The sequence below is a fragment of the Neobacillus sp. OS1-32 genome (assembly GCF_030915425.1).
In the GTDB taxonomy this organism is placed as follows: Bacteria; Bacillota; Bacilli; order Bacillales; family Cytobacillaceae; genus Neobacillus; species Neobacillus paridis.
The window spans coordinates 629410-648488 of record NZ_CP133263.1 but is presented as its reverse complement, the minus strand read 5'-3'; the positions used below and the strand labels follow the sequence as shown (position 1 = coordinate 648488).

20 protein-coding genes are annotated in these 19079 nt (G+C 40.8%); 1 reads left to right on the top strand and 19 read right to left on the bottom strand.

Annotated elements, in window-relative coordinates; translation table 11 throughout:
* Nucleotides 1-6: 6 nt before the first annotated feature.
* From RCG24_RS03405 to tatA, 4 genes are all read right to left on the bottom strand, one after another.
* On the bottom strand, nt 7-1728 hold the full coding sequence (locus RCG24_RS03405) for a nickel-dependent hydrogenase large subunit (RefSeq protein WP_202655111.1): 1722 nt from the start codon (nt 1726-1728) through the stop codon (nt 7-9).
* Nucleotides 1728-2804 carry a hydrogenase small subunit gene (locus tag RCG24_RS03400; protein ID WP_308078310.1) on the bottom strand — a complete coding sequence of 359 codons (1077 nt, stop codon included), beginning with the start codon at nt 2802-2804 and terminating at the stop codon, nt 1728-1730. Before RCG24_RS03400 ends, RCG24_RS03405 begins: the two co-directional genes overlap by 1 nt.
* A gap of 231 nt (nt 2805-3035) precedes the next feature.
* Nucleotides 3036-3776, bottom strand: coding sequence for a twin-arginine translocase subunit TatC (gene tatC, locus RCG24_RS03395; protein ID WP_202655109.1), 741 nt, complete (start codon nt 3774-3776; stop codon nt 3036-3038).
* A 139-nt stretch (nt 3777-3915) separates the two neighbouring features.
* Nucleotides 3916-4110, bottom strand: a complete 195-nt coding sequence (tatA, locus tag RCG24_RS03390; RefSeq protein WP_202655108.1) for a twin-arginine translocase TatA/TatE family subunit — start codon at nt 4108-4110, stop codon at nt 3916-3918.
* Nucleotides 4111-4417: 307 nt separating this feature from the next.
* Between tatA and RCG24_RS03385 the strand changes: the two genes are divergently transcribed.
* Complete coding sequence (locus RCG24_RS03385; RefSeq protein WP_202655107.1) at nt 4418-4651, top strand: hypothetical protein; 234 nt, start codon at nt 4418-4420, stop codon at nt 4649-4651.
* A 59-nt stretch (nt 4652-4710) separates the two neighbouring features.
* Here the strand turns inward: RCG24_RS03385 and RCG24_RS03380 are convergent, their stop codons facing one another.
* From RCG24_RS03380 to RCG24_RS03310, 15 genes are all read right to left on the bottom strand, one after another.
* Entirely contained in the window at nt 4711-5214 is a 504-nt protein-coding gene (locus RCG24_RS03380) for a dihydrofolate reductase (protein WP_202655106.1), read from the bottom strand.
* Nucleotides 5211-6005 carry a thymidylate synthase gene (locus RCG24_RS03375; RefSeq protein ID WP_202655105.1) on the bottom strand — a complete coding sequence of 265 codons (795 nt, stop codon included), beginning with the start codon at nt 6003-6005 and terminating at the stop codon, nt 5211-5213. Before RCG24_RS03375 ends, RCG24_RS03380 begins: the two co-directional genes overlap by 4 nt.
* Before the next feature lie 134 nt (nt 6006-6139).
* Nucleotides 6140-6718 (bottom strand): TerD family protein, encoded by a 579-nt coding sequence (locus RCG24_RS03370; RefSeq protein WP_202655104.1) that lies wholly within the window; start codon nt 6716-6718, stop codon nt 6140-6142.
* Nucleotides 6719-6747: 29 nt separating this feature from the next.
* Nucleotides 6748-7368 (bottom strand): TerD family protein, encoded by a 621-nt coding sequence (locus RCG24_RS03365; protein ID WP_202655103.1) that lies wholly within the window; start codon nt 7366-7368, stop codon nt 6748-6750.
* Nucleotides 7369-7399: 31 nt separating this feature from the next.
* Nucleotides 7400-8500 carry a toxic anion resistance protein gene (locus RCG24_RS03360; RefSeq protein ID WP_202655102.1) on the bottom strand — a complete coding sequence of 367 codons (1101 nt, stop codon included), beginning with the start codon at nt 8498-8500 and terminating at the stop codon, nt 7400-7402.
* A 3-nt stretch (nt 8501-8503) separates the two neighbouring features.
* Nucleotides 8504-10147 carry a YceG family protein gene (locus RCG24_RS03355; RefSeq protein ID WP_308078309.1) on the bottom strand — a complete coding sequence of 548 codons (1644 nt, stop codon included), beginning with the start codon at nt 10145-10147 and terminating at the stop codon, nt 8504-8506.
* Nucleotides 10148-10524: 377 nt separating this feature from the next.
* Complete coding sequence (locus tag RCG24_RS03350; RefSeq protein ID WP_308078308.1) at nt 10525-11397, bottom strand: HAD family hydrolase; 873 nt, start codon at nt 11395-11397, stop codon at nt 10525-10527.
* On the bottom strand, nt 11394-12509 hold the full coding sequence (locus RCG24_RS03345) for a cysteine protease StiP family protein (protein WP_202655099.1): 1116 nt from the start codon (nt 12507-12509) through the stop codon (nt 11394-11396). Before RCG24_RS03345 ends, RCG24_RS03350 begins: the two co-directional genes overlap by 4 nt.
* A 5-nt stretch (nt 12510-12514) precedes the next feature.
* Nucleotides 12515-13858 carry a phosphoribosyltransferase family protein gene (locus RCG24_RS03340; protein ID WP_202655098.1) on the bottom strand — a complete coding sequence of 448 codons (1344 nt, stop codon included), beginning with the start codon at nt 13856-13858 and terminating at the stop codon, nt 12515-12517.
* Complete coding sequence (locus RCG24_RS03335) at nt 13800-14996, bottom strand: HpcH/HpaI aldolase/citrate lyase family protein (RefSeq protein ID WP_308078307.1); 1197 nt, start codon at nt 14994-14996, stop codon at nt 13800-13802. Before RCG24_RS03335 ends, RCG24_RS03340 begins: the two co-directional genes overlap by 59 nt.
* 72 nt (nt 14997-15068) lie before the next feature.
* On the bottom strand, nt 15069-15839 hold the full coding sequence (locus RCG24_RS03330) for a TerC family protein (RefSeq protein ID WP_202655096.1): 771 nt from the start codon (nt 15837-15839) through the stop codon (nt 15069-15071).
* Between the two features lie 77 nt (nt 15840-15916).
* Nucleotides 15917-16498, bottom strand: coding sequence for a TerD family protein (locus RCG24_RS03325; RefSeq protein WP_202655095.1), 582 nt, complete (start codon nt 16496-16498; stop codon nt 15917-15919).
* 100 nt (nt 16499-16598) lie between these two features.
* Nucleotides 16599-17192 (bottom strand): YpjP family protein, encoded by a 594-nt coding sequence (locus RCG24_RS03320; RefSeq protein WP_202655094.1) that lies wholly within the window; start codon nt 17190-17192, stop codon nt 16599-16601.
* 192 nt (nt 17193-17384) lie between these two features.
* Entirely contained in the window at nt 17385-17819 is a 435-nt protein-coding gene (locus tag RCG24_RS03315) for a BrxA/BrxB family bacilliredoxin (RefSeq protein ID WP_202655093.1), read from the bottom strand.
* 47 nt (nt 17820-17866) lie between these two features.
* Complete coding sequence (locus tag RCG24_RS03310) at nt 17867-19003, bottom strand: conserved virulence factor C family protein (RefSeq protein WP_202655092.1); 1137 nt, start codon at nt 19001-19003, stop codon at nt 17867-17869.
* Nucleotides 19004-19079: the final 76 nt, after the last annotated feature.

Sequence of the window (19079 nt, the reverse complement as noted above, 5' to 3'; positions counted from 1 at the left end):
TCACTCCTAACCTAATCTAATTTCGGTTGTATTTTTAGATTCCAAATCTGTCAGATGGACAGCGCATGCAAGACAAGGGTCAAAGGAATGAATAATCCGCATAATTTCAAGCGGCTGCTCTTTATTTAACAGTGGTGTCCCTTTAAGTGAAGCTTCATAGGCGCCGATATTATTTTGATGGTCGCGCGGTGAAGCATTCCATGTAGTTGGTACAACAGCTTGATAATTTTTTGTTTTTCCATTTTCAATATCAATCCAGTGACCAAGAGCTCCACGCGGTGCCTCGATCCAGCCGACGCCTTTTGCACGTTCAGGCCATGTGTTTGGTTCCCATTTCGAGCGATCAAACGTGACTTGATCACCGTTCTTAATATTTTTCAATAGAGCATCCATATCATTTCGCATCCATTCGGAAATTAATACCGATTCAATCCCCCGGGCCACTGTACGACCGAGAGCTGATTGTAATGCGCTAATTGGCAGTCCCAGTTTTTTCAATGTATCATCAACAATATTAACAATGTCCTTTTTGCCAGCAGCATAGCCGACCATCATCCGCGCTAACGGACCTGTTTCCATTGGATTTTCTTTCCATCTCGGTGCCTTCAGCCAGCTGTATTTTTTGTCTGTGTCCAATGTTTTATATGGTGCTTTTGGCCCTGTATAATTTAATTCTGTCTCCCCATCATACGGATGTTTGCCATCACCGGCATCTTTACCATCGTATGTATACCAAGAGTGATCAATAAATTCTTGTACTTGCTTTGGATCTTCGAGATCAACCTCAAGGACCTCATTAAGATTGCCATTTAAGACAACACCACGCGGCATCCGGTAAAGTTTGTGATCATAAAGGCTTCCAGTGGAGAAATCACCGTAGCAAAGATAGTTATTCAAACCGCCGCCATATGTCCAATCTTTGTAGAATGACCCAATTGCCAGCAAATCAGGGATATATACTTGTGTGACAAAGTCTCTAGCTTGGTCAATAAGTTGCGAAACGTGCATCAATCTTTCCGCGTGCACCCCGTTATCGCTATTGATATCAATCGGCGTGGCCATACCACCCACTACATAATGTGGATGTGGATTTTTCCCTCCAAAAATGGTGTGGATTTTTACAATCTCTTTTTGCCAATCTAAAGCTTCTAAATAGTGGGCAACAGCCAGTAAATTTACCTCCGGTGGAAGTTTATAGGCCTTATGTCCCCAGTATCCGTTGGCAAAAATACCCAACTGACCGCTAGCAACAAGCTTTTTCACTTTGTTTTGCACATCGGCAAAATAGCCAGGTGATGAGTTTGGCCATTTCGAAATCGATTGTGCAATCTTGGATGTTTCTGCCGGATTGGCTTTTGTTGCACTTACAACATCAACCCAATCCAATGCATGCAAATGATAGAAATGGACTACATGGTCATGGATAAATACAGCTTCGTTCATGATGTCACGTATTAAATGGGCATTTCTAGGAATTTTTATCTTTAGGGCATCTTCCACTGCCCGGACAGATGCGAGAGCATGTGTCGTCGTACACACACCGCAGATTCTTTGCACATATGCCCAGACATCGCGCGGGTCACGGTCTCTTACAATCAGTTCCAAACCGCGGACAGCCGTGCCTGAACTATAGGCGTCTTTAATCACACCTTTTTCATCTACATCAACTTCAACGCGCAGATGGCCTTCAATTCTTGTTATTGGATCTACTACAATTCGTTCGCTCATTATTCTTCACCCCGTTTTTCGTCCATCTTTTTCTTAACCACTGTCCCAGTTGCATGGACAGCGATTCCTGCTGCTGTTACGCCAAGAGCTGCTAAGCCGACGGAATCCGGATTAATCGTTGTTTGCGTTCCAGGAATTTTCGCTCTTCTTGTAAAGAATGGACCATTATCCCAAAAATCCTTTTCGGAGCAGCCTATGCATGGGTTACCGGACTGAATCGGGTAACTCACTCCGCCATTCCAGCGCATTTCCGCGCATGAATTATAGGTGGTAGGTCCTTTACAGCCCACTTTATACAAGCAATAGCCTTGTTTGGCCCCTTCATCATCGAAGGATTCAACAAACAGTCCTGCATCAAAATAGGCACGCCGGTTACATTTATCATGAATTCTGTGGCGATAAAACGCCTTCGGCCGGCCTAAATGATCAAGTTCCGGAAGTTTTCCAAATGTAATAATATGTGCAATCACTCCCGTCATAACCTCAGCAATTGGCGGGCAACCCGGAACAAGGATAACCGGGGTATTACTCACAAAGCTTGTAACCGGTTTCGCACCAGTTGGATTTGGAGAAGCACCGACAATCCCCCCCCAGGCGGAACACGAACCGTAGGCAACGACAGCCTGGGCATTGTCAGCCATTTTGATAAATGTCTCTCTGGCAGATTTTCCTCCAACCATTAAGTAAGCATCATCTTTTGGAATGCTTCCTTCAACTGCAAGTATGTATTTACCCTTATAGTCTTTTAAAACCTGTTCCATTGATGCTTCAGCCTGATGCCCGGATGGTGCGGAAAGCACTTCAGAATATTCAAGTGAAATCATCTCAAGTAATACGCTTTCAGTTTTAGGTTGTGACGAACGTATAAATGATTCTGAACAACCTGTACAATCTTGGAATTGCAGCCATACAACTGGTACTCTAGTTTTTGTTTCCATGGCTTTCACCACTTGATCGGACTGGGTAAATTCCAGACCGAGCGTCGCTGCCAGCGCCGTACACATCTTCAAGAAATCACGACGTGAAAATCCATGTTCCAGTGCGGCTTCATAAACCGTTTTCTCTTTCTTCGACATCCGCCTTCCCCTCCAAAAATAGAAATCTTGATATAAAATAATTGTAGTATAGTTTAAAAATTTCGTCCTGTTATTCTCCAAATAGTCACAAATTCGCCTTAATTGCATGCTTATGATGTTTATATAAAAAACATTAGTGATAAACTTCACATTAATTAAGTTCTAAAAACCATTTTCTCTCTAAATATACGCAAAAAAAGACCCTAAGGAATCAAATTCCTTAAGGTCTGCTTAGTTTAACTCTAACATCTCTTCTTCCTGCTGTTTCTTTAATCGCTTACGGTAAACAAATTTCGACAGGTTTATGCTAATTTCATATAGCAAGATCAGCGGCAGAGTAACAACAAAATCAGACATAAAGTCCGGCGGTGTAATGACTACTGCGATAATAACAAGGACAAAATAAGCATATTTACGAACCCTTGCTAAAACAAATGGATTTATAATGCCGAGTGAAGTTAAAAACATAACCACTACCGGCAACTCAAATAATACTCCAAATGGAAGTGTCATATTCAGAATAAAACGGAAATACCGCTCTGCAGTAAAATTTGTAACAAACATATCGGCTCCTATGTTTACCAGGAATTTCAGCACCATTGGGAAAATAACAAAATACCCAAAAGCAAGTCCAAAAACAAATAGAAAAAATAGTGCTGGTACATAAGAAAGAGTAATTTTTCTTTCGTTTGGTTTTAAAGCCGGTTTTACAAACAGCCATATTTCAAAGGCCAGCACCGGAATTGTTCCGGCAATGGCAACAATAGTCGCGAGCATAAAATAAATCCAGATAATATCACTAGGACCAAGAACGAGTAATTTAACATCCAAATCGCGAACAAACCATTTATAAATATCACCGACGTAGATAAACCCTAAGATAAAAAAAGCAATAAAGGCAAGTGCCGTAATAATAATTCGTTTTCGTAATTCCTCTAAATGATCAACCAACTGTAATTCTTTGTCTTCCATTTACTTCCCCTGCCAATTTCAAAGGTTAAAAATATTTTATGTCGTTTTTACCAAGTATGATGGCCAATATTAACCCATAACACAATAATAATCTGGTAAGTTGAGAAGAAAAAGGTGCAAGACACAAAATCTTACACCCTTATTTAGTCAATTTTTCCTTTTCATCTTTAATATCTTCCATTACATCTTCTGTAAGCTCTCTTGTTGATTTTTTAAATTCCTTTAATGTTTGTCCAAAAGCTTTTCCAATTTCAGGTAATTTTTTCGGTCCAAAAATAATCAGTGCTAGAACTAGAATCAAAATTAATCCGGGTACTCCGATATTTGAAAACATGAAGTATCTCCCCTTTATTTGTTGTAATGACTACTACGATTATAGTACTGAGGATTGCGTTTGGGAAAATTTTTTAAAATAATTCATAGAAGATTCACAAACTTCAATAAAACACGTAATAGTATGATGAACAATTCATGTCTTATCCATCTCTATAGTCAATTTAACAATATCCTGATTTGAAGTCAATGAAGAAAATCTTAATGGAATTTTTAAAATATTTTGACAACATTACTTTTTTTGCATATAATTGGATCATTAGTAACATATACTAATGAAAATTAATTTAGGATAGGATGTGAGTTGGATGGAATTTTCACTTTGCAGTTTTGATGGGGCCCTGCCAGTGGAGGTAACAATCGATGATGACAATGGAAGGTACACCATTCGAAAAAGCGATCGAAGCGGAGAGTATTTTAATAGCCCGAAAGAACTAATAGCCTGGGTGAAAGCACATTTCCGTGAGGAGGAATTTTGCCATCCACACGAATTCCAGGGAATGCTAGCCAAATTAGCCGAATATGAAATTAATGGATATTAAATTACTAGTAAATATGAAAAAAACATCAGCTTTAAAGCTGATGCTTTTTTCATTATAGCTTAAGAAACGAGAACCTTCGCATTCTTTTCGTAAATTCTAAATTCATAATCATATGGATTCTTCTCATCTTTTAGCCCTTTTTCACTTGAAACCAATTTCCAGTCTGCTAAATTGAATGCCGGAAAGTATGTATCGCCTTCAAATTGATGATGTATGAGGGTAATGTAGAGGCGTTCCGCGTATTTCAACGTCTCTCTAAAAATTTCCGCACCGCCAATCACAAAAATTTCTTCATTTTGTTCTCGGCAGTAATGGATAAAATCATCGATTGAGTAAAATATTTTACAGCCTTCAGATTGATACCCAAATTGACGGGTTATAATTAAATTTTCCCGGCCTGGGAGTGTCCGGCCAATTGATTCGTGTGTTTTTCTTCCCATTGCCACCGGATGTCCTAAGGTCATCCGTTTAAAAAACTTCAAATCCTCGGGCAGGTGCCAGGGTAACTGATTATTCCTGCCAATTAGCCGATTTTCATCCATTGCCACAATAAAAGAAATCATACGCTGACTACTCCTTTAATGTGAGGATGCGGGTTGTAGTTTTCTAATACAAAATCCTCATAGCTAAAATTAAAAATATCTTTAACATCAGGGTTAATTTTTAATGTTGGCAGCGGCCGCGGTTCCCTTGTCAACTGCAGCTTCACCTGATCCAGATGATTCAGATAAATATGAACATCACCAAACGTATGAATAAATTCACCGGGCTTAAGCCCGCAAACTTGGGCAATCATCATCGTCAGCAGTGCGTAGGAAGCAATATTAAATGGCACGCCAAGGAAGACATCAGCGGAACGCTGATATAACTGGCAGGAAAGCTTCCCATCGGCCACATAAAATTGGAACATACAGTGACAAGGCGGCAGTGCCATTTGCTCGATCTCCGCGACATTCCAGGCATTAACCAGCAATCTCCGCGAATTTGGATTGGTCTTAATTTGCTCAATTAACTCGCTGATTTGATCAACTGTTTTCCCATTGGCTCCGGTCCAGGAACGCCATTGATGACCGTACACCGGTCCCAGTTCACCATTTTCATCCGCCCACTCATTCCAAATGCGGACGCCATGCTCCTGCAGGTAACGAACATTGGTATCGCCCTGTAAAAACCAAAGCAGTTCATAAATAATTGATTTTAAATGTAGTTTTTTTGTTGTTAACAGTGGGAAGCCATCCGCTAAAGGAAATCTCATTTGATAGCCAAAAGTACTGATGGTTCCGGTTCCGGTGCGATCACCCTTCACCGTTCCAGTTTCTAACACATGCTTACATAAGTCTAAATATTGTTTCAAATTTGTACACTCCTCTAACTGCCAATCATCTTATTTTATTTTAATTTACTTCAAGGGCTTAAGCAATTATAAGCTCCAAAAAAGAGGCTGGACCCAAAAGGACATTAACCTTTTGGGACAGCCTCTTCCAGCCGTTAAACTTCTAAACCAAAATTTCTACAAAGAGCAGCCAACCCTCCTGCAAATCCGCTGCCGACAGCATTGAATTTCCAATCACCGTTATGTCGGTACAACTCGCAAATGACTACGGCGGTTTCAACGGAAAAATCCTCACCAAGATCGAACCGAAGAATTTCTCTGCCCGACTCTTCATCAACAACTCGCGCAAAAGCGTTGCTGACCTGTCCAAAATTCTGGTTCCTTGCCTCGGCATCATGAATTGTTACCGTAATGGCAATCCGATCGACATGTGAAGGAACTTTGCTGAAATCAATTTTAATTTGCTCGTCGTCTCCGTCTCCCTCACCAGTGCGATTATCACCTGTATGTTCAACTGCACCTGAAGGATGAACCAAATTATTGTAAAAAATAAAATCATGATCATTGATTACCCGGCTGTTAGAATCAGTAAGAAAAGCAGATGCATCCAGGTCAAAGTCATAGCCACCATGATAGCGATTTGTATCCCAGCCAAGACCAACAATGACTTTCGTTAAGCCCGGATTCGTTTTCGTCAAATCAATTCTTTGTCCTTTTGATAAATTGATGCCCAATATCATCACCTCTAACAGATTTTTCTTCGTTAACTGTAGGAACGGACGACTTCACTAAGACTTGCTGCAGTTGTCCCTGAACCAATTGCAGCAAACTTCCATTCGTTACCATGGCGATAGATTTCACCGGTTATCAGGCAAGTTAGGCCACTGTAATTATCTGTCAAGTTGTAATGAATCAGTTCTTGTTGATTGTTAGGATTCACAATCCGAATAAAGGCGTTTTGAATCATCCCAAAATGCTGTTTTCTTTTTACACAATCGTAGATATTAACGACAAACACGAGCTTTTGAATATTGGCAGGAACTCTGCTTAAATCTACCCAAATTTGCTCGTCGTCACCGTCGCCATCACCGGTCAAATTGTCGCCGGAGTGCTGAACACTGCCGTCATTGCTTCGTAAATTGCCAAAATAAATGACATCTTTATTGCTCCCGAGTTTGTCATTGGCACCGAGCATTATAACCGAAGCATCACAGTCAATGTTTGCTTGGCCACCACCACCACCGCCAAATAGCGAACCAAAGAAACCGCCACCGCCGCTTTTGTTTTGAACGGGATCCCAGCCTAAACCGACGAGAATTTTTGTTAGACCCGGATTGCTTTTTGTTAAATCCACTCTTTGTCCCTTTTGTAAATTGATCGCCATTTTTTTCACCTCATCCATATTTTTAAACAATCTAAGATTGTTGTTTTAATTGCTTAAAGTTTTGCGTCAATTGTTCTAAACGCTTGGTCCCCTCTTCACGTAACCGTTTATTTTCCTCTTCTATTGCTTTTGTTTCCTGCATTCCTTTGATGATAGTATTCCACGATTCTTCAATCGTTTCAATTTTTATACTTGGGGCACCGGCTAGTCTGGCAATATCGGTACTTTGTTGAGAAATGTTTTGCGCATTTCTTAACAGCATTTCATTTGTACGACGGTCCAATTCACTCATCGAATCGGCCACAAGCTTTTGCCTTTTGGCGGCAACTGCCTGAATCAACCCATTTTTAAAAATTGGAATGGTCGTTACAAAAGCAGAATTAATTTTCCCAATCAGCTTGGTATTTCCCCGCTGGAGCATCCGGATTTGCGGTGCTGTTTGCAGTGCTACCATTTTGGCCATTTCTAGATCATAAATTCGCTGTTCCAACAGTTCAATTGAGTTCTTTAGAGAATCTAACTGCATTGAAGCAAGCTGGTCCCCTGAAGCAACGCGGGCTTCGAGCTGGGGCAGCTGAATATTTTTCAACTCCTCAACTTTTAATTCACCGGCAACCACATATTTCTCCAAGGTTAAATAATATTGATAGTTTTGTTCATACATATTTTCAAGCATCGTTGTGGAGTCCACCATTTCCTGGCGGTACTTGGAAATTTCCAGATAAACTTTGTCAATTTCGGATCCCATCGTCTGATATTTTCCAAAAAGCTTTTCAATGACTTTTTCCCCTTTTTTAAACAACTTGCCGAAAAGACCGCCCGATGTCTTTTGAAAATCTTTTGGATCAAATTTATCCATAATCCGACCAAGCTGTTTTAACAGCTCGCCGGAATCCTCTACCTTTGTTGTCCGCATATTTCCTAAGATTTGATCGGAGAACCGGGAAATTTGTTCAGCCGGCTCCTTGCCAAACTCTAATACTTGAATTTGGTCGCGTTCATCAATAGACCGGGCCAAGTTCTGCACTTCCGGTTCCTTACGCAGGGCCAGCTTGATATCCGATACTTTTGCTTCGGTTAATAAATCTTCTGCAGGTGTTAAACCACTCGTTGAATTTGGTGTAAGATTCACTGGTTAATCTCCCCTTAAGTTTTTTAATATCCCATGAAAAATTCGCTTTTTGAATATGGAATGAGAAGGCTCTTTATACTCCAAATCAAAGACCACATCCTCAAGCCAATGGCTGTCAAATAAGGATTCATCAAGATAATTTTCAATATCATTGTGACCAGTAGGGTTATATACAATCAGATCGAGGCCAAATTGGTTGAGTAAAAGAAGGATCGCCGCATCCGTTCTTGAAAACATCCCTGTCGTCTCATTATTAAAAATAATCAATTTTGGAACCTCTTGAGAGTAATCAAATCTTTCGAGCAGCTGGATAATACTTTTCGGGATAAACATCGCCTGGGTAAACAGGTATATTTTTACTTCTTCCAGACTTTCCCCTGGTAAGGATTTTAAACCTGGTTTCTCACATACTCTCTTTATCGCATTAGCCAGTCCCTTTTGCAGGCCTAATGGCAGAAATGAATAGGGCCAGTAATGTCCTTGCATCATTTTCTCCGGAAGAAGCACCCCATTCTTCCCTAGCGCATTCCGATAGTGAAAGCGGAAATCGCTTTGGCTCGGTAAAGTAATCGGCAGTCTGCGAATCAATAGGCTATTGTCCAATTGAGATAGTGCATGAAGACGCTCCCAATATTCCTTGCGATCCCTGCTGACACCGTGGATTTTCGCAAAAATGGAAGGGATCTTTACCTCGCCGCCGCTCACCTGAAATTCCGGCCGAATCATGGCGATTTCTTTACTGACAATAAAGATTTCATCATAGGTTGTTTTGAGCGTCAATGATGATGGAGTGTAGTTCCTTAATTGCCATGGCTTATAAAGGCCTGAGCCTTCTTGATTAAGAATCGTTTCAATTTCCTTGGAAGCCCTGTATGCAACCGTTGTTTTCCGGCTCCGTTTTTCAGTTGGAAATGGTTCCGGCGGCAGATTGTTGGGGTAACGGTGAATAAAGACCGGCTCCTGAAGGATTTCCCCTAAAATATCCATGCCTCCGGGATGAAAAACCACAATATCACAGCCAAGCTTGATTAAATAATATAAAAAATATTGGTGGCTCTTTTTCACATCCCCATACCAGAGAAACTTGGGCATTGATTTTTGCGGGTCAGCCTTCTCCAGCGGTGAGGCAAGATGGTTCATCGACCACTTCACCAAGTCTACTAGAACACGTCTTAATTCGTGACTTTTCAAGCCGTCTTGTTCACGGTTCGCAAACAACTCGAGCGTGGCAACCATTGCTTCCCGTAATTTTCGCTGGAGCACCGGCACGGTTGCTTTTAACAGCAGCTGCTCCCCGTCAAGGAATGCGGTAAAGCGGTTGATGGACAGGTTTTGCTCCTGATGGATATTAATAACCCTTTGGATGGCCTGAAAATGTCTATTATCGATCGTCTTATCAAGAGAATCCTCATTAAGCAAATGTAAATCTAACTCTTTTGAGGAAACATAGTCGAAAAGCTGATTATAGTACTCATCTGCGTCAATTGGTACTCCAAGAAATTCCCCTAATACTTGCCCGATTTGAATCGTCCCATTTTCTAAGGAAAAATGGGGCCTATCCTGAAGCGGTTTTCGGAGCATTTTCTGCCAATTTTCAGATGTAAGGGCTACAGGTCGGATGTTTAATTGATTTAAAGATAAATTCATTCATAACCCCTTCCCTTTTATAGCAAAACTTGAATTAGGTATGATTAGAAATTTATGTAAGGCAGCCCTTTTTATCATATCACAGTTAATTAAATGGTTCATATGTTTATACGAAAGAACGAAAAAAATGTTTCAATATATCGATGGCCGCCCTCCATTCCTTCACCTTTTTTCTTCTCCCTACATAGTATTGAATACCAATATTAAAGTAGGTGCTCGCAATGAGATTTTTATATAAACGTCCCAAGGTGGAACTTGTTTATGAGGAATTAACGGATGTGATGGATGTGATGGCATCTGATTTTTTCATTTTTCTCGATTTATTGGTATTTAGCCTCATCTTCACGTTGTTTCTTACGCCGGTATTTCATTCTCTTTCATTGTCGATTTTCTTCTTCATTGGCTGTTACAGTTTGTTTTCCAGTTTTTATTATTTTGTTGTTAAAAGATGGACAATTAAGCGGGATCAATTTTAAGAATTCCTTGATAATCATTTCTCCTGCTTTTAAACCTGTTTGCTCAATCACAGTAAAAAGACCATGCTCGGACCTGCTTACCAGTTCTCCGTGTTTTGGCACAAATCGATGCTGACAATGCTGCAAAAAATCCCAGTCCAAGATTGAATCTCCCGCACCAGCTACGGCTTTTAACCCTTCACGTTGGCAGATAAATTCCAAAGCCGCCCCTTTGCTGATAGCCTTAGGAATAAAATACAGCTTTCGTCCCTGCAGCGATATTCTCCACCCGGAAACGGCTGCCAAAGCATGGAGAGCATTTTTATCAAGCGAATCCGGAACACTTTTGAAATGATAATAGAAAAAGAGATTTTCTACCTGCCGTAATTCACTAGCATAAGAAAAGCCCTCCGATTTTAACAATGCCAACATTTCTGCCATTGACAGCGATTCTGTATTCATTGTTTGTAACACCTGTTCAGACCATTCTTCCAACTTCCTGCCATAATACAAAATATCGGCACCATTTGCCGTAATCGCATATTTAAGCGCGATATCTGTTTCAAAGATAACAATGCGGTTAAATTGATCTGTTGTTCTTGTGGTTACGGGGATAAATAAAGTTTGTTGAGATAATTGTTTAAGATTCCTAAGAGCGGTTTCCGTCATAAAACCAATCCAGCGGCCCTCTTTCATTTCGACTGGTTTCAATTCTTGTTCTTCAGCAGCGTTTAGCTCTTTAATTGCTCTGGCAGAATACATCAACGTGCGGTCAAGATCAGAGGCAATAATCATTTGTTCTGCTCCTTCAGCGACTTGATGATGCCGCAGCACAAATAGTTCAGCTCGGGATATTCCACCACCTCAACACCTTTTTCTTCTGCCAGCATCAAGATATGCTGCACAAATGGACTGGAAGCATCACGCATTAGTATTTTCCACGGAATCCTTCTGAGCAAAACCCTTGTCGTTTCCCCGACACCTGGTTTAATGTAATTGATATTTTCGATTGAAAAATCCGCTTGTATCCTCTGAATATCCTTTATCCCCAAAAAGCCCGTTTCAATCACTTGCTGATTCATTCGTGCCGCGGTTTTTTTTGCTTCGTTTGCAATGCCTGGAAATTCATTCGCTATCAGCTGAATAAACTTGTTGGAAACATCATCTTTGATCAATTCCTTGTAAAATTTGGCTCCGTGAAAATCATCTTTTCCTATATACCTTTCATTTAAAACCGTTCTGCTGATAAGCCCGGACACGGTGGAATTTAAGCAGGCACTAGGGATTAAAAAGTCTTCTCTAGTTCCAAAGAGGGTTGTGCAATAGCCTGGGTCGGCAATCACGGCCAGGCGATCATCCAGCCTTACCCCGTATTTTTGTTCATACTGGTGACAGGCTTTTGTCAGCTCAAGTGAAATCGCACCTTTACCTGTCCAGCCATCAACAAATTGAATATTTTCTTCTGAGTACTGTTGAAGAATATATTGAATCGCATTTTCATCGATTCCACGATCGCGGATAATAGAAACACTGTAATGTGGCAATGAAACTCCATACTGCATTTGCAGATATCTTTTGATTAATATCCCCGCAGGTGTCCCGGCACGGGCAAGGGAAACCAAAACAGTGTTCCTTCCCTTTAACTGAAAAATTCTCTCTGAAACAATACCGATGCATAAGGCTGTCTTTTGTTTAAATTGCTGTAAGGTCTCCCAAAAAAGCGCGACATACTCTTTTGGAGGCTGGTATTCAATTGGCAGCGACTCGCTATAATGCCCGCCCGATTGAATTCTCCGTTCACGATTGGCGGTAGAGTCCTCAAGGTTCACATCACTTAAATCTTTCAATAGAAAAACAACGTCATCTTGGGAATAGGTTCCGAATTTAGCGGGCTTAGTAAGTTGCATGGTTTTCACCTCTGTTTCTTTGAAAAAAAGATAAGTTGAACCGAGTTAATTTTCGTTTTTTTCAGCTCTTCAAGCAGTGGAGCAAGATTCGCTAAATTGACCGCTCTCTCAAAAAATAGGAAAATTTCATCATAGCATCCTGGGGCAATATTATAGACAAAATGTTGAACAGCCATGTCCTCAGGATTGGGAAAGGCAAGACCATATCTGACCCCATATCCTTTGTTATGGTCAACATAGATCGGACTTCTTGTTGTTGATTGATAAAATACACCTTTTCCCATTTCAGCTGCGATTTTCATTGGCAGATACATGAATTCACCTGTTCCGAGACAAAGCGTCCGCTTCCCCTTCCTTTTCTGCGATAAAAACGCGGCTGCTTGACAGGCTCTTTGATGAAGCTGGTCATTTTCTCTACTATTTAGCCCAAATCGCCCCGTCTCTTTAATATATGGAATGGTTTCAGTAATAGAAGAAAATGACGTCGGCGAAAACATTTCGGAAAGGTCTGCCGTCTCAATCGACAGCTGCTTTTCTGCTTCCGCTTTCACAGGGACGTTTTCTTTCATCTCCTTTAACGGTTTAACCCGCACTTTACCTGATAAAAGACTGACTACATTTATTTTAATGGCTAACTCTTTCTCTAAATCGGCAAATTGCCTGTGGTGGTCTTCTGAACGCCAATCCAGAATCGATACAACGGTGTATTCGCTCCGCGGATATTTACAGTGGATAGACTTAATAATATTTAAAGCGGTTTTCCCGGTTGTCATTTCATCGTCAACGAGAATTATTTCCCGCTGATGAGCGATCATTTCCGTTGGAATATAACAACGATGCGAGGTCGCGTGCGAATGCTCTTCTTCAAAGATCACTTCCGGAGTGCAACTCGCTACTTCTTCCCTTGTTGTATGAAAAAAATCGGCATGCTGGAAGCAGGAGAAAAATGCATGACCGAGTGCCGTTGCTGTTTCCGCAAACCCAATTATGAGCGGATTCACTGCGGCTACAATAAAAGGATCAATCGGCACCGATGTATCCTGAAGAAACGCAGTTACCAATTGATTTTTATTATTAGCTGGCAGTCCCTTTACCGTTTCGCAATATCTCGCTGCTAATAAAGCCCCAATTAAAAGTCCTTTATTGGGACTGATGGGCACATGTTTTCCAAGCACATTGCTGACAAATAAAAACGCCCGTTTTTTATTGATTCTTGCGGCCATTGTAAATAACTCCTCAATCGGCAGCCTGTATGGATTATCCAATAGATCAATTTCAGCAACAAGTGCATCAAGGATATGGAACGTATACTTCTTTTTTGATAAGGTCGATGTTGGTAAAATGTTCATACAGCACCCCGTATAGCTTTGCTTTTATCATCGTTCTCTCTGCCCAGTACAAATGTGGTTTTATTTCATTCATTTTGTTAGCAAACTCACTTTTCAGCACTCCGAATTCACCGGTTGCCGCTTGAATGATCATCTGCGCATCAATATATTCCTCATACGAAACGACATTTAATGCCTGAACGATTTTAATATGTGAAGGGTGAATGATCGTTTTCCCGGTTAAGCCATTGGCGATATCCATTAGAATTTCCCGAATGAACCCGTCGATATTTTCATTTAACAATTTTTTTCGCCATCGTAAGCCTTCCGTGCCATAACGGTCGCGAAATGGGGTTTGCCTAAGCTGTGGTTTAAGGATTCTATCTTTTGCTGAAAAATATTCCCACACAGGGCCTGAAATAACATAGGAACTTGCCTGGCGCCCGAAAACATTAATAATATCAGCAATACAATCTCGTAAAACAGCAATCTCGTAAACCGTTGTATCGGCGCTGCGGCGAATCCCATATAACCCGGAAAAATCTGTTGCACCTATTCGAATATTAAGTACATTTTCTTTATAGCAGTCGATAAGCTGTTTAATTTTTAATAATTCTTCCATTCTCGTTTCTTTTTGGATCACTTTAACTGATTCGAGAATCGGCATGGCATAAAAAGGATGGTGGTGCAAATGAATATGACGAACTTCGTTCAAAATTTCCGCACCATTTTCGGGATTAAATTTAGGCAGCACAACCCCTGTTAACAACTGTGATGCATCACCCAACTGTTCCATCACCCGCTTGAACTGCTCAAGGCTGCGAATGCGGACAAACATTAAGGGCAAATCCTTTACGGTTAAAAATCCCTTTTCCAATTCACCATTTAATTTCAGCAGTTCTCCAATTAACAGCAGTTCGGCAGCAATAACTTGATTATCACCGACGGCATCTTCCAGATCTAAAACTAAGGAGGTTAACCCCTCATGCTTATTGGAGAGAATATCCTGATGAATATTGGGGCGTGTTGCTGGCATATAAAGTGTTGCTCCCAAACCGTAAGCCAGGATATCCCTGCTTGAAAATTTATTAAACTCCTGGGGTTGTTGATAGAAGAACTGCTCAAGTTCATCCTGATAAAAATAGGTAAAAAACCTCATATGTTTCCTACTCCTCATGTACGCTAAAAAATAAGGGAGACAACTCGCGGCAGCTCCCTTTTCATGTTGCTGTTAACTTTCTTTCGCCTTCTTCTTTTTCTTGTTCATAAAATGAACAATGAAAGTAGCACCAAAGGTTACGATCAGGATTGTGAAAAATGTTACATGGGTTAATTCAATATCGAAGACACTAAGCAGCATCTTAATGGCAATCAGCATGATTAAAATATAGGCCGTTGTTTCAAGCTCTGGAACGCGGTCAATTAAGGTTAAGAATAAACCGGCTACGCCTCGCATCATCAACACACCTAGCATACCTCCGATTAACAGGACCCAGACCTCATTGCTTACACCAAACGCCGCCAGCACACTGTCGACTGAAAAAGCTATATCCATCAGTTCAACAGAAGCAACTGTTCCCCAAAAAACACCGAAAGTACGAATCAATATACCATTCTTGTTGATTCCCTCAGCTTCTTCCCCTTCTTCAGCTTCGTCTTTATGTTTATCGATAAAATATTTAATGGATAACCAAGCAAGGTATCCAGCCCCGATAACTTTGACCCACCATAGCTTAATCAGATATACGCCAATCCCAATCGCAACAAAGCGGAAGGTATAAGCGCCAATTAAGCCATAGAAAAGGGCCTTTTTCCGTTTATCATGCGGTAAATGCTTTACCATTACTGCTAAAACGAGAGCATTATCGGCAGAAAGGAGGCCTTCAAGAATAACCAGTGAACCAATGAGCCCCCATGCAACCGGATCGGTCAAAACCTCTCCCCACATATGCCAATCAAAAAATTGCGCATATGTGTCGAGAATTCCTTGTAAAACTGACATTTAAGTTTGTTCCCCCTAGATAGACTGATTTGTCAAAAAGACCCAGCTTCCTGCCGGGTCTTAAAATCATGAACTGATTAGCCGACTTGTAACCCAAAGTCTGTCGCCAATGCTGCCAAGCCGCCTTGGTAGCCGCTTCCGATTGCACTGAATTTCCACTCGCCATTATGACGGTATAATTCTCCAACTACAATGGCTGTTTCGATCGAGAAATCTTCGCCTAAGTCATAACGAATCAATTCTTCACCTGTTTCTTCGTTAAAAATTCGGGCGTATGAGTTCGACACCTGTCCAAAATTTTGATTGCGGCTGGCTGCTTCATGAATTGTTATCGTGAAAGCAATCCGCTGAATGTTGGCCGGAATTTCCGTTAAATTAATTTTTACTTGTTCGTCATCGCCATCTCCTTCGCCTGTTCGGTTGTCCCCGGTATGTACGACTGCACCATTGGCCCCTTGTGGATTGTTATAAAAGACAAAATCAGTTTCAGTTGTCACTTTACCGTTTTCGCCTAATAGAAAAACAGAAGAATCCAGGTCAAAATCATGACCGCCGTCATACTTATTTGTATCCCAGCCAAGGCCAACTACCACTTTGGTTAACCCTGGATTTGTTTTTGTTAGATCAACTTTTTGTCCTTTTGATAAACTTACTGCCATTTTTATCATTCCTCCATTTTAGTTGATAGTCTATTTACGAGTCTTTTAATAAAAAGTTTCACTTAAAAATAACTTTTTCTTTCTTTCGTTAAAAGAAAGTTTAACTCATCCATTTTGGAGGAGTATTTTTGTCCCAATAGATAGAACCGAGATCATGATGGCCTTGATATTCGTCGTGATACGTATGGTAGTGAAAGTTAAACCAGTATCCCGCTTGCGGCGGATGTTCCCTTCTCACATGGAATCGAAGAATATCTTTCCCTGTTTCAGCGTTTTTTATATTAAATATTTTTTCGGAAAGTCCCTTTCCCGGCTTTTCTGTAATCGTCAAATTTTTTAAGTCTTCTTCGGGAAATTGTGCCGCCGTTTCTTCAAGTGCTGATTCAATATTAGGTAAGATAATTTCCCGGAATTCATTTTCAATCACCGGTTTTATTCTCGTTCCAAATTTTTGATAGGATTGTAACTCAGCTTGTTTTAATAGTTCTTGCAGGAATGTTTCTTTTGCAGACTCAGACTCTTCTAAAAGACCGGTTGCTTTGACAAAATTATTCTCTACCGACTGAGCTTCAAATGCATCACGATCGCCATGATTTTCGGCATTCACCGTATTCATCAGCTGTGAAGGTGTGACTAAGCCGAAAGTTAAGATAGAAATGATGATAAAAAGTGATTTTCGGAGCCATTTATTCACGACAGTTCACCCATTTTCTCTATTAAGTCAAAAAAACTTACCGATAAGGTCATTATACTTCTTTTTTCGAAAAAATGGAAAATGCAGTTTGATATATTTATTAAAAATTTAAATTTTTGGAAACGTCCAGATAATATTGATATTTATTTCATAAATTAAACTGAGGGACGCCGTGAGTTCGTCCCCCATAAGTTAACAATGTTCTTCTAACGCCCCGAGCACATTTTGCATTACTGTTTCCATCTCCATCCCTTCAATATCATGCCGTGGAATAAAATGAACTACTTGTTTCCCTTTCAGTAATGCCATTGAAGGAGAGGAAGGCTCATAGCCTTCAAAATATTCACGCATCTTCGCTGTTGCTTCCTTATCCTGACCGGCAAACACCGTAACAAGATGGGTCGGTTTTTTCTTACTGTTTACTATAGCCTGAACTACTGCAGGGCGAGCTAATCCAGCGGCACAACCACACACAGAATTTACCACGACTAGAGTTGTTCCATCTGCATTTTCCATAAATTTTTCGACGTCCTCTGCCGTCGTTAATTCTTCAAAGCCGGCATTTGTCAGCTCTTCACGCATCGGCGAAATAATTTGTTTCATATATTCTTCATAGGCATTTGACATTAATACTTCACTCCATTCTTGTTTTTAAGAAAATCAACTTAAAGCAATTATGCTTCTGTCTTTCGTGCTTCGGTCATTTGCTTCCAAACGGAGCCCTTGGCGGCTTGGCCGCCTTCTATTCTTTCGATAGCCATTTTAATTTGCATTCTGACTTCAAATTCGGGATCATTTTCGGCAGCTTTTAATGCCGGAAGTGCTCGTTTATCTCCCACTTCATATAGAAACATCGCTGCCCGCCAGCGCACTATTTTACTGGAATCCTGCAATGCTTCCATCATTGCCGGAACAGCTTCAATAAATCCTAAATCGGACAGACAATCTCCAGCTGTACGGCGGACTGTAACGGTCCGATCCTTGAGGGCGCGATACAAGAGAGGCAGTACAGCTTGATCTTCAATCATCCCCAAGTAAACGGTGGCCAGCCGGCGTATCGAAGGTTTTTCATCCGCTAAAGCCTTTTCAAGAACAGGCAAATCGGCCAGTTCCGGATCATCCATTTGCTCCAGCAGCTGGTAGCGAACCCGCCAATCAGGATGGTTTAAGTCTTGGACCGTTAGTCGTTTGCGGCTGCGTTTAGGTTTTTGTTCTTTAGTGCCGTCTTTTGACTGTGCTTTTTTTACAAGTTCCTTTAATCTTTCAAGTGGATAGGCGGCAACGAGTTCCTCAACAACCTCTTGCCCAACCTGATCGATGTCACCGTATCTCACTCCTATATTTTTCCATTTGCGCAGCAATATATAATTATCCTCAGGCAGTTGGGCCTTCTCTCTTTCTTTTAAAAAGTATTCCGGCATGCCGAACCGCTTTTCCTGTGTACCATCCGTTAGTTTGACTTGCAGCGGAATTCCTTTAAACATTTGAACTTCCACTTTTATTTCCCCAAAGTGATCGGTAACAAGGTTCTGGCTTTCCTCTGCTTGAGTTAACTTTTCACCAAACGCCTGACGAACTTTTGGCAAAATTTGCTGCCAATCATATTTTGCATTTCGCTCAATTGCCAGGAAGTCGGCAACATGGTAAACTCCCTTAACACCCTCTATAGACAGGATAGCTTGGATAACTGGAGGAGCATCCGCAGCCGTTTCTTTTTTATAGTTATGGCTTCTACCCATCGGCAGCTCATGATCAAGAATAATTTTCATCGTATTTGGACTTGGCGTTGGTTCTATAGACTTAATTCTCAACACAATCACCTTATTCTCATGTATTCATTAACAAGTTTAACATATTGAATATCATTAATTCATGTAAGATGCCTGA

Coding starts and splice junctions, on each gene's coding strand:
- RCG24_RS03315 (WP_202655093.1), bottom strand. CDS start 17,819: ATGTCAAATGCCTATGAAGAATATATGAAACAAATTATTTCGCCGATG.
- RCG24_RS03405 (WP_202655111.1), bottom strand. CDS start 1,728: ATGAGCGAACGAATTGTAGTAGATCCAATAACAAGAATTGAAGGCCAT.
- tatC (WP_202655109.1), bottom strand. CDS start 3,776: ATGGAAGACAAAGAATTACAGTTGGTTGATCATTTAGAGGAATTACGA.
- RCG24_RS03325 (WP_202655095.1), bottom strand. CDS start 16,498: ATGGCAGTAAGTTTATCAAAAGGACAAAAAGTTGATCTAACAAAAACA.
- RCG24_RS03365 (WP_202655103.1), bottom strand. CDS start 7,368: ATGGCGATCAATTTACAAAAGGGACAAAGAGTGGATTTAACAAAAAGC.
- RCG24_RS03330 (WP_202655096.1), bottom strand. CDS start 15,839: ATGTCAGTTTTACAAGGAATTCTCGACACATATGCGCAATTTTTTGAT.
- RCG24_RS03380 (WP_202655106.1), bottom strand. CDS start 5,214: ATGATTTCTTTTATTGTGGCAATGGATGAAAATCGGCTAATTGGCAGG.
- RCG24_RS03340 (WP_202655098.1), bottom strand. CDS start 13,858: ATGAACATTTTACCAACATCGACCTTATCAAAAAAGAAGTATACGTTC.
- RCG24_RS03355 (WP_308078309.1), bottom strand. CDS start 10,147: ATGAATTTATCTTTAAATCAATTAAACATCCGACCTGTAGCCCTTACA.
- RCG24_RS03350 (WP_308078308.1), bottom strand. CDS start 11,397: ATGATTATTGCCTCTGATCTTGACCGCACGTTGATGTATTCTGCCAGA.
- RCG24_RS03335 (WP_308078307.1), bottom strand. CDS start 14,996: ATGAGGTTTTTTACCTATTTTTATCAGGATGAACTTGAGCAGTTCTTC.
- RCG24_RS03345 (WP_202655099.1), bottom strand. CDS start 12,509: ATGCAACTTACTAAGCCCGCTAAATTCGGAACCTATTCCCAAGATGAC.
- RCG24_RS03385 (WP_202655107.1), top strand. CDS start 4,418: ATGGAATTTTCACTTTGCAGTTTTGATGGGGCCCTGCCAGTGGAGGTA.
- tatA (WP_202655108.1), bottom strand. CDS start 4,110: ATGTTTTCAAATATCGGAGTACCCGGATTAATTTTGATTCTAGTTCTA.
- RCG24_RS03400 (WP_308078310.1), bottom strand. CDS start 2,804: ATGTCGAAGAAAGAGAAAACGGTTTATGAAGCCGCACTGGAACATGGA.